The 11,128-nt window shown below is 50.4% G+C and carries 11 protein-coding genes; all 11 read left to right on the top strand.

Features of this window, described 5'->3' with window-relative positions; genetic code table 11:
• The first annotated feature begins 43 nt into the window (after positions 1-43).
• The 11 genes from J2Z18_RS02770 (at position 44) to rplI (ending at position 11,128) form a co-directional block, all read left to right on the top strand.
• Positions 44-1,006 (top strand): ABC transporter permease, encoded by a 963-nt coding sequence (locus J2Z18_RS02770; protein WP_007129210.1) that lies wholly within the window; start codon positions 44-46, stop codon positions 1,004-1,006.
• Positions 1,007-1,018: 12 nt separating this feature from the next.
• On the top strand, positions 1,019-1,942 hold the full coding sequence (gene opp4C / locus J2Z18_RS02765; RefSeq protein WP_007129209.1) for an oligopeptide ABC transporter permease: 924 nt from the start codon (positions 1,019-1,021) through the stop codon (positions 1,940-1,942).
• Between the two features lie 11 nt (positions 1,943-1,953).
• A complete protein-coding gene (locus J2Z18_RS02760; protein WP_007129208.1) occupies positions 1,954-2,928 on the top strand; it encodes an ABC transporter ATP-binding protein in 975 nt (324 codons plus the stop codon).
• Complete coding sequence (locus J2Z18_RS02755; protein ID WP_007129207.1) at positions 2,928-3,893, top strand: ABC transporter ATP-binding protein; 966 nt, start codon at positions 2,928-2,930, stop codon at positions 3,891-3,893. The genes J2Z18_RS02760 and J2Z18_RS02755 overlap by 1 nt, the downstream gene beginning before the upstream one ends.
• A 439-nt stretch (positions 3,894-4,332) precedes the next feature.
• Entirely contained in the window at positions 4,333-5,331 is a 999-nt protein-coding gene (locus J2Z18_RS02750) for a D-alanyl-D-alanine carboxypeptidase family protein (RefSeq protein WP_007129206.1), read from the top strand.
• Between the two features lie 215 nt (positions 5,332-5,546).
• The gene (locus tag J2Z18_RS02745; protein WP_007129205.1) at positions 5,547-6,533 is read left to right on the top strand and encodes an LCP family protein; all 987 of its coding nucleotides are present in this window, start codon (positions 5,547-5,549) and stop codon (positions 6,531-6,533) included.
• A 242-nt stretch (positions 6,534-6,775) separates the two neighbouring features.
• A complete protein-coding gene (locus J2Z18_RS02740; protein ID WP_007129204.1) occupies positions 6,776-7,219 on the top strand; it encodes a CBS domain-containing protein in 444 nt (147 codons plus the stop codon).
• Positions 7,220-7,450: 231 nt separating this feature from the next.
• Entirely contained in the window at positions 7,451-7,753 is a 303-nt protein-coding gene (locus J2Z18_RS02735) for a MazG-like family protein (RefSeq protein WP_028406241.1), read from the top strand.
• 5 nt (positions 7,754-7,758) lie between these two features.
• Positions 7,759-8,676, top strand: coding sequence for a DUF2232 domain-containing protein (locus tag J2Z18_RS02730; RefSeq protein ID WP_028406240.1), 918 nt, complete (start codon positions 7,759-7,761; stop codon positions 8,674-8,676).
• A gap of 11 nt (positions 8,677-8,687) precedes the next feature.
• The gene (locus tag J2Z18_RS02725; protein WP_144870888.1) at positions 8,688-10,688 is read left to right on the top strand and encodes a DHH family phosphoesterase; all 2,001 of its coding nucleotides are present in this window, start codon (positions 8,688-8,690) and stop codon (positions 10,686-10,688) included.
• Positions 10,685-11,128: a 50S ribosomal protein L9 gene (gene rplI, locus J2Z18_RS02720; protein WP_028406239.1), complete on the top strand. Its 444-nt coding sequence runs from the start codon at positions 10,685-10,687 to the stop codon at positions 11,126-11,128. Before J2Z18_RS02725 ends, rplI begins: the two co-directional genes overlap by 4 nt.

Genomic DNA, 11,128 nt, shown 5'->3' with positions numbered 1-11,128 from the left:
CGCAAGAGCTGGGCATATGCACTTATAAGCCGGGAGGAATATTATGAAGCAGTACATTATCCGGAGGCTGCTGCAGATTATCCCGACATTGATCGGGATCTCGATTATCATATTTGCAATATCATCTTTGGTACCAGGTGATTATATCACTGCAGTGAACAACCCGACGATGACTGCTGAAAAAGCAGCTCAGCTTCGGGAAATTTATGGTTTGGATAAGCCGCCTGTAGAACGTTATCTTACATGGGTCGGCAATATGATAAAGGGTAATCTCGGAGATTCCCTTGTGCACAAGCAACCAGTTACAACCGTAATGAATAACTACGTATGGAATTCCTTTTTTGTAGCAATTTTTAGTTTAATTTTCAGTTGGATTATAGCTACTTTTGCTGGCGTGTTCTCAGCAAAGTTTCAGTACTCATTGTTTGATAAAATCGTCACATTACTAATTTTCTTGTGCATGTCACTGCCGTCTTTCTTTATCGGACTCCTGCTTATCAAGTTTTTTGCCTTGGATTTAGGATGGTTTCCTGTAGGCGGAATGAAGACTTCGGGACTGAACGGAAGCACATGGGATCAACTGATCGATATTGCATGGCATATGTTCTTGCCGGTTATGGTACTTACGATGCTTAGCACAGGTAGTTTGACGCGGTATTTCCGTACAAGTATGCTGGAGGTTATTCGTCAGGATTATATCCGTACAGCCCGTGCAAAGGGATTGAAGGAACGTACGGTTATTTTCAAGCATGCGCTGCGTAATGCGATGCTACCTGCCATTACTCTCATTGGTTTCGAGCTCCCATCCTTGTTTGGTGGAGCCATCATCCTGGAGAAGATTTTCATCTGGCCAGGGGTCGGTCAAGTTTATCTGGAATCGATCAATATGCGGGATTATCCGTTCATGCTTGGTTTTACAGTATTCATATCCGTTTTGACACTTGTGGGCAACCTATTGTCTGACGTTCTATATGGAGCTGCAGATCCAAGAATTCGCTTAAAGTAGGAGGAGATTCACTTGTCCGCAGAGACTGCACCATTAAAAACGAATCTACCAGTTCCGAAGAAGCGGCCGGATTCCCCATGGCAAATTGCTATTCGCCGTTTTGCCAGAAACCGTCTTGCTGTCATCGGACTTTTTATAGTTGTATTTATGTTTTTGCTCTGTTTTATTGGCCCATTTTTTTCACCTTATGACCTGTACGATTACAATAAGCTTGATAAGAACTTACCTCCAAGCTCGAAATATTGGCTGGGCACCGATAAACTGGGGCGCGATATTCTGCTACGCATGATGCTTGCTGGACGAATATCTCTTTTGGTTGGGCTTGTTGCGACAGGCATTTCGGTAATTATCGGAGCAACCTTGGGAGCTATAGCGGGTTTTTATCGTAAATGGGTAGACACGCTGACCATGCGTATAGCTGATATCTTTATGGCAATACCTACACTGCCGATCCTGATTATCTTGGGTACGATCTTGTCGGACCTGAAGGTGGAGCCTTCGGATCGTATTTATTTCTTGATGCTGATTATCGGTGTATTGGGATGGAGTAGTGTATCCCGTCTCGTTCGCGGTCAAATCTTAGGACTTCGCGAGCAGGAGTTTATGCAAGCTACCGAAGCTTTGGGACTGAAAGATCGCCGGAAAATCTTCCGCCATCTGCTTCCTAATACGATTCCAATCATTATTGTATCCGCAACACTGGGTGTAGCAGGAGCGATTCTTTACGAATCTGCACTGAGCTACCTCGGAATTGGTGTTGTTCCACCAACGCCGTCGTGGGGGAATATGCTCTCCGCCGCCAACAATATGATCGATTTCCGAAAGCGGCCGTGGCTGTGGATACCGCCAGGTATGTGTATTCTGGTTACCGTAGTTGCAATCAACCTGATCGGTGATGGACTTCGCGACGCACTTGACCCGAAAATGAAGAAGTAGGAGATGCGAATATGGCAAAAGAATTAGTTGAATTCCGCAATTTAAAAACGCATTTTCAAACCTCCGCAGGTACCGTGAAAGCCGTCGACGATGTCAGCTTCAAAATCCGGGAAGGCGAAACCCTGTGCGTCGTCGGCGAGTCGGGCTGCGGCAAGAGCGTGACGGCAATGTCACTGATGCGTTTGATCGATGTTCCCCCGGTCGGCGGGGAGATTTTATATGAAGGCAAGGACCTGCTCAAGATGAGCAAACGGGAAATGAGTCTGATCCGCGGTAATGATATCGCAATGATCTTTCAGGAGCCAATGACTTCCTTGAACCCTGTACTGACGATTGGCGAGCAGATCGTTGAGCCGATTTTGCTTCATCAGCTTGTGGACCGTAAAGAAGCGAAGAAGCGTGCGATCGAGCTGATTAACCTGGTCGGCATTCCGCGTGCAGAGAAAATCTTTGAGTCTTATCCGCATGAGCTTAGCGGCGGCATGCGTCAACGGATTATGATCGCAATTGCGCTGAGCTGTAATCCGAAGCTGCTCATCGCAGACGAGCCAACGACGGCGCTCGATGTGACGATTCAAGCCCAGATTCTGGACTTGATGCGTGACATTAAGGATAAATTCAAGACGTCCATCATGCTCATCACGCATGATCTCGGCGTTGTAGCCGAAATGGCCGACTATGTCGTTGTAATGTATGCCGGCAAAGTGATTGAAGAGGCTCCGGTTATCGAGCTCTTCAAGCAACCGAAGCATCCGTACACGAAGGGCCTGCTGAAGGCGAAGCCGGTCATCAATCAGACCCAGGAGCGTCTTTATTCGATTCCGGGTCAAGTACCGAACCCGGTTGATCTAGGCGACAACTGCCATTTCCATGATCGCTGCGAATTCTGCATGCAGATCTGCAAAGAGAAACAGCCTCCGCTCGGTACCGATCCGAACGGCCATAAGGTCGCTTGCTGGTTGTATGAAGAGGAGGGGAAAGCATAATGAGTCAGGCACTACTTGAAGTTGATAACCTAAAAAAATACTTTCCCATTACCGGCGGCATACTCCAGCGCCGAATCGGTGATGTTAGAGCCGTCGACGGCGTCAGCTTCACCATTAATAAGGGTGAATCCTTCGGACTTGTAGGCGAGTCCGGCTGCGGCAAGAGCACGATCGGACGTACGATTCTCCGCTTGCTCGAGAAGACGGACGGCAAAGTGTTGTTCAACGGAGAGGACATCCATGCATTGCCCAAGGAAAAAATGCGCGCGATGCGGCCGAAGATGCAGATCGTATTCCAGGATCCGTTCAGCTCGCTGAACCCGAGAATCAAGGTAGGGGAAGCCATTGGCGAAGCGCTCATCGACCATGGTCTTGTAAACCGCAGACAGCTCAAGGATAAGGTCATTGAGACACTGGAAATATGCGGGCTTGCCGCGTATCACTATGAGCGTTATCCGCATGAATTCTCCGGTGGACAACGGCAGCGGATCGGGATTGCCCGCGCGCTCATTCTGAATCCGGACTTTATCGTTGCAGACGAGCCGGTCTCCGCGCTGGATGTGTCCATCCAGGCGCAGATTATTAACCTGCTCAGCGACCTGCAGCGCGAGAAGCAGCTCACGTATCTGTTCATTTCCCATGATCTTAGCGTTGTCGAGCATTTGTGCAACCGGATCGGGGTTATGTATCTCGGATCGATGGTTGAGATGGCCAGCAAGGAAGAGCTGTTCCGCAACCCGCTGCATCCATACACGAAGGCACTGCTCTCCGCCGTTCCGATTCCGGATCCGACGCTGAAGCGTGAACGCATCGTGCTGACGGGTGACATTCCGAGCCCGGCAAATCCGCCGTCCGGCTGCAAGTTCCACACCCGCTGTCCGCTTGCTTCCGATCTGTGCAAGCAGCAGGTGCCGGAATACCGTAATGTCGGCAATGATCACTTTGTGGCTTGCCACTACGCATAAGGTGCAAACGAAAATCGGCTTAACAGGTTCTCATTATATAAGACTTGCGCTTTAACCCGATTCTGACAAAATCCTCTTGTTTTATTACGGTATCAGAATCCAAAAAGGACTTCTTCAGTCTAAAGACTGACAGGAAGTCCTTTTTTAGTAGGATCCATGCATGCAACTACTGATTTAGTTGCCTCCGTTATATGCTGCCTGCAAGGTAAACGTTCCATGCTGTTATAACAAACCAAGCTCATATTTCCTAGGATTTGCTACCTAGGTTAAGCTCTTTCGCCGAGTTAGGGAGAATTGGGAGAGGGTTAGAAGAATAGAGACTGGGATAGAGAGAAGTACGGAAGTTCACGGAATATACATAAATTCCCTTAAATTTTTTTGAAAAAAACGCAGACCAAAACACCGTTTGAACCGTCTATTATTATGGAGGGCGAAATCGATGAATAAACGGTGGCTTTGGATTGGGTTCGTGTTGCTGATAATTGTGCCCCTCGTGGCCGTATTTATATTAAATATAGAACGGGTAGCGTTTAAACCGAGAGTTGACGCCAGAGCGGTCGTCTTGATGGATATCACGACAGGCCATATTTTGCTGAGCAAAAACGGGGATATGCCGCTGCCCCCTGCAAGCATGTCCAAGCTGATGACCGAGCTGGTCATTCTGGATGAAATCAAATCCGGAAGAAGAGCGTGGGACGATGAAGTCGTGATCAGCGACAATGCGGGTAATGTCCAGGGCATCAATATCGATTTGAAGCCTGGTGAGACCCTGACGGTGCGCGAGCTTTTTCAGAGCATGGCCGTTTATTCCGCTGATGACGCGGCCGTTGCGCTTGCGGAGCATGTGGCCGGCTCGGAGAAGGCCTTCGTTGATCGAATGAACACCAAGGCGAAAGAGATCGGATTGTCGAGCGAAACGAGATTTGCCAATGCTTCCGGTGCGGAGAGCGGTTCGAATCTCTCACAAGCGCTGTCACCAGACGATGAGACCATGATGACCGCCGTGGACACCGCGAAGCTTGCCGCCCATCTGATTGAGCATCATCCGGACATTTTGACCACCTCAAGCAAGGCGCAGATGAAGCTCAGTGGACGAGGATTATATTTAAGCAATACGAACTGGATGCTGCCTTCAATCGGCGGACCCTACTCGTATGAGGGAACCGACGGACTAAAGGCCGGATATACGCCTAAGGCGGGCTATTGCTTCACCGGAACGGCCGAAAAGCAGGGCAGCCGGCTTATTGCAGTCGTCATGGGAACTGATTCGAAGGAAGCCCGGTTCGAGGCGACGCGCAAGCTGTTTGACTATGGATTCAAAAAAACATTAACATGGAAAGAGCGGCTGGATGATTGGTTTCTCAATGCGGGAACAACGGCTGCTCTTTTGTATACACCGGGCAATTCTAAGGATTCACATCAATTGGCAAGTTTGTAAAAGTGAGTGAGAGGGTTCACATCCGACAGGGATGTGGTTTACAATAGATGGTGTGCCAATTCTGAACACGCATGATGTTGCCATGCGTCAACGGGATTCAATCCCGTTTATATAAGGAAGGGAGGGTGAGCCTAGCTGCTTTGGGAGCATACTGCCCCTGATTGGAACTGACTCATTCATCAATTTATTTTATAATAAAGAAGGAATCTAATCTCATGAAGAGGAAATCAATATATATCACACTGGCAGTTCTCATCCTCCTCGGATCGTCAGCCTACTTATTCCGTACCCAGCTTATCGTAGCTGCTTTCGATCTGTTTATGGCGAAGGACGTTGAGGACTCGCTGCAAAAGTCATATAAGCCGCTGCAAGGCGACAAAAAGCCGGAGCCTGTCGTGCTCCAAAGCAAGCCTTTCTCGGTCATGCTGCTGGGCAGTGACCAGCGAGAGGACGAACCCGCGCGTTCGGATACGATGATCTACGCCGTGGTCCGTCCGAAGGAATCCAAGGTACTCCTTGTATCGATTCCGCGGGATACCTATGTCGATATTATCGGCAAGGGCAAGAAAGACAAGATCACCCATGCTTTTGCATTCGGCGGCCACCAGATGGCCAAAGATACGATGGAGGCATTTCTTGATGAAGATATCGACTACTATGCGTCGATTAACTTCCAAGGGTTGAAGGATGTCGTGGACGCCATGGGCGGCGTGGAGCTGCCGATCGGCAAAGATATCGTCAATAAGGGCAAGGACCACGAGAAGTTTACGGTCAAGGCGAACAAGCCGATTTACAGCGGTGAGGAAGCGCTGAACTACGTCCGTTACCGGGAGGACAGCGACTTCAACCGGGCTAAACGCCAGCAGGTATTTCTGGATATGGCCGCCAAGCGGCTGAAGCAGCCTGATCAGATTGGCAAGGTACCTGAACTGATCGCGATCATGGGTGACAACTTCCAGACGGATATGCAGCCCAAGTTCATTATTGATTTGGCGAAGCAAATGCTGACCGGGCCTAAAGTCGATATGACCAGCTTTACGATCATGGGAGAAGGCATGCGAATTGGAGGGGTCTATTACAACGATCCTGACATGGAGGATGTTGAAGAAGCTAGAGACATGATTGACAACTGGATGAACCCGGATACTCCATCCGACCAGCTGCTGAAGCCGAAGGATGCTGAGAAGCAAAAATTGCAGTAAACTATAGACCGGCATCGTCCGGAACGTTCCTAACACGCGTTTCTCACCATAATCAGCAGTCCGGATTGTCTGGCTGCTGATTTTGTGTCCTGATGCTTATGAATCGGGACACGGGTGGGCTGCGTATGTATGATAGTGGATAGGAGAGAGGAGTAACCTGCTTGTCCAACCAACATGGGCAAGGTTACTTAAATGGCCTTAATTCTTAGGGATGGGAAAGGTCATAAGGAGGATAAGGCATTATGAATATCGCGTTTTTTCTATTACCGAAACAGGAAGTGGTCTGCCTCACCCTGGATTCCACGCTAAGGCAAACGCTGGAGCGCATGGAATACCACCGTTATACGGCGGTACCGGTGCTGGATAAGAACGGCCAGTACGCAGGCACGGTGACGGAAGGCGATCTGCTCTGGCACATGAAGAATTCCGATGGCAAAATCACATTTGAGAACGCTTCAAAATTTCTGCTGAAGGACGTACCGTTCCGAATGGACATTAAGCCGGTATCCATCGATGCCAGGATGGAAGACTTAATCAATTTGGCAAAGGTGCAGAACTTTGTGCCGGTTGTGGATGACATGAACCGTTTTATCGGAATCGTGCGCAGGAGTCTTATTATCGAATACTGTGAGCGGTTTGTTTCAAAGGAGACGTTGGAGTCCCAAGGGGCTCGAACCTCGGTATAATTTAGGATAAGTGGCAGGGCGTGTAACCGCGGTGAATACGTAGGTATCACGCCCTATTTTTCATACACGGGAATATTAGAAGGATAATTGGAGACACAGAGAAGGGAGCAGATGACAAGCAGCTGCCGGAATCCCGGCAAGCCAAGGGCCGGGGGACTTTATGTGGGTGAATTTTATTTATGCTATAATGGAGAATAAAGCTGTTTTCGGGGAGAGATGGATATGCCAAATATGCCAAAGGACTTGGATGTAGCTAAACGCGCCAAAGTGATTGAATGGCTGAAAACCGAAGTCATTGACAATGTATCTCGGTTATTCAAAGCCCTATGGGAAGGCAGCACTACTAAAGTTGGAGATAGTTTGGTAAGCCTGATGATGAGCTCCTACATATTAGGCCGAAGGCTGGGTATGACCTATCGCGATTTGGACGATCTCCTGCTTGAGAAATTGAGGAAGCACAAGCAGGAAGGACATCAGCTTGAGGATTGGTACCAGGATATATCCGCACTCGAAGAACATTTGCGTAAGAGGTGAACATATTGAAATTACGCTGGACAACAGCGGCCTGGAGCATCATTTATTTGCTTCTGCTGCTCTCTCTACAAACCCCCTTTTCCATTGTGACGGCATTCCTTCTGGTTCTGCCGGTTGCGGTCCTGTTTACGGCATTAAATACACAATCGTTTATTCTTCATATTGCGCCTGTATGGTTGATCGCGCTGTTGATTCATCCGATTTTTCTCTTGTTCGCGGTTTACTTTGCGATTCCGGGGGTTGTGATGGGATATCTATACCGGAAAAGAAAGGCTGCCATGCAAGTATTAAAATTCGGCGTGGCCACGATGCTGGTGGAATTGCTGCTGCTGCTTATGATCAGTACGGCCTTCTTCCAGATGGACCTATCGGCGTATGTGGATGAAATCGTGAAGATGACAACGGCTCCGCTGACCGAGATGGGGGTTCAAGGCAATTTTGGCGGACAACTCGTCGGACCGGAACTTGATACGCAGCTGATCAAGGACAGAACGCTGCAGCTTGTTCCGTTCGCCATGATCATCAGCTCGTTCCTGATGACGGTGATCACGCACTCGCTGGCTCGTCCGACGCTTAACAGCATGGGACTGTCCGTGCCGAAATTGAAGCCTGCCAGAGAGTGGATGCTGCCGCGTTCGCTGATTTGGTACTACCTGATCATTTTCTTTATCAATATCGCAACGGTGAACTCGGATAATGCGTTCATGAAGACGATCGTGGCGAATGCGACGCCGCTGCTGCAAATATGCTTTATGATTCAGGCGCTGGGCTTCTTCTACTACCTAGCCCACATCCGGAAATGGCATCCGATTCTTCCGCTGCTCACGGCCATTCCGATCGTGCTGTTCCCGCCGGCGATCATCATCGGTATTCTGGATCTGGCGTTCCCGCTTCGTCAAGCGTTTAGTAAAAACAAAAGATAGGGTGATGAGTCATGCCTAAATTTCTGCAGAAACGCTGGCACGGCTATCACACCGTCTGGGCGTTTGCGCTGGTGCTTCTGCTTGTCATATTCCTGTCGTTCTATAACACGATTCTAGGTCTGGTCGGGCTGCTGCTGGCTGTGATCGGCGGGTATGCGATGCTGAAGGCGGAGATGAAGTTCCGGCGGGAGCTCGTCGAGTATATTGGCGATCTATCGTTTCGCATTCGGCGAGTAGAGGGAGAGGCCGTCAGCGTATTGCCGTTCGGAATCGTGCTGTACAGCGAGGATAAGACGGTGGAGTGGCATAATCAATTCGTTGTGAATATGTTTCCTCACCAGACGCTGGTCGGCGTATCCTTGGAGGAGCTGTTTCCTCAGCTGGTGAAGGCGATTAGGGAGACGCGGGAGAAGAAGGATGGCAAGGAGAACCAGCCTAAAGAGATTCGGCTCGAAATATCACATGAGGACAAGTTTTATGGGGCGACCGTTATTCCCGAAGAACGGCTGATCTATCTGGATGAGATTACCGAGCTGGTCGTTTTGCGTCAGCGGTATGAGGATGAGCGTCTGGCGCTGGGCATCATTATGATGGACAACATCGACGAGGCGTCCCAGGGGATGGATGACCAGCAGCGGACGGCGCTCATCGCGAAGGTGACCAGCGAAATTACGGACTGGGCCCGGGAATTCAACGTTTATCTGCGGCGGCTGTCGTCGGATCGTTATTTGATGATGCTGAATCACCGATCACTTGATCTCTTGGAGAACAGTCGGTTCGTCATCCTCGATGAAGTGCGGGAGATGACTGCCGATTTGAAGGTGCCGCTTACGCTCAGCATCGGTCTTGCCTTCGGCTCCGATGATATTACCGAGCTCGGGCAGCTGGCCCAGTCCAGTCTGGATATGGCCCTAGGAAGGGGAGGCGATCAGGCAGCGGTGAAAGCGGGGCAGCGCCTGTCCTTCTACGGCGGCAAATCCAATGCCGTGGAGAAGCGGACTCGGGTCCGCGCCCGCGTCATTTCCCATGCGCTGCGCGATCTGATGCAGGAGAGCGACCGCGTCATCGTGATGGGGCACAAGCTGCCCGACATGGACGTGATCGGGGCATCGGTCGGCATTCTGAAAGCCGCTCAGATGTATAAAGTGGACGCGTATATCGTGCTGGAGGGGCTGAACCCGTCGATTGAGCGGATTATGGATGAGGTTCGCAAGGATGAGGCCTTGATCAGCCGCTTCATATCGACGGAGCATGCGATGCAGATGATGACCGAGCATACCCTGCTCGTTGTCGTGGATACGCATAAAGCGTCCATGACGATGGAGCCGCGGCTCGTGCAGCGCGCAAGCCGGGTGGTTGTGATGGATCACCATCGCCGGGGCGAGGAATTCATCAACGACGCGGTGCTGATCTACCTGGAGCCGTATGCATCCTCCACCTGCGAGCTTGTTACGGAGGTGCTGCAATATATTCATGACCGGGTATCGCTTACCCCTGTGGAGGCGACGGCGCTGTTAGCGGGTATAACGGTCGATACGAAGCATTTCGCCCTCCATACCGGATCCAGGACGTTTGAGGCGGCAGGCTTCCTGCGGCGGCATGGTGCGGACACGATGCTGATCCAACGGCTGCTCAAAGAAGATCTGACAGAATTTATCGCTAAGGCAGAAGTCGTAAAACATGCTAGAATGGTATATGATCACATCGCCATTGCGGTCGCGGAGAGCGGGGAGCCGATGCCGCAAATGCTGATCGCGCAGGTTGCCGATATGCTGCTGAACATGAACGATGTGCAAGCATCGTTTGTCATCAGTGAGCGCACAGACGGCAAGATCGGCATCAGTGCCCGATCGATGGGCAAGATGAATGTTCAGATGATTATGGAACGTCTCGGGGGAGGCGGACACTTAACCAACGCCGCCGTACAGCTGGACTCGACGCTGGAAGAAGCTGAGGAACAGCTGATGGAAGTGTTGGAGGACATTGAAGCGAAAGAGGGGTTATTCGAATGAAAGTGATTTTTATAAAGGATATGAAAGGCCAAGGCAAGAAAGGCGAAGTGAAGGAAGTATCGGAAGGCTATGCAACAAACTTCTTGTTCCCGCGCGGGGTTGCGCGTCCGGCAACGGAGGGCAATATGAAGACGCTGGAGCAGCAGCAGGCTTCCGAACAGAAGCGTAAGGCCCAAGAGAAGGAAGAGGCTCAAGCGCTCGGCAAGAAGCTGGAAGAAATGACGGTTGTACTGAAAGCGAAGGCCGGCGAAGGCGGCCGCCTTTTCGGCGCGATTACGAGCAAGCAAATTGCCGAAGCGCTGGCTGGACAGAAGATCAAGATCGACAAGCGCAAAATCGAGCTGGGTGAACCGATTCGAACTCTGGGCGTGACGCAGGTACCGGTGAAGCTGCACCCGGATGTGAAGGTAACGCTTAAGGTTCAAATTACGGAGGAATAA

The sequence above is a fragment of the Paenibacillus lactis genome (genome assembly GCF_017873605.1).
In the GTDB taxonomy this organism is placed as follows: Bacteria; Bacillota; Bacilli; order Paenibacillales; family Paenibacillaceae; genus Paenibacillus_AQ; species Paenibacillus_AQ lactis.
Note: the sequence above shows the minus strand (reverse complement) of the source record. Positions and strands in the feature narration are given on the sequence as shown.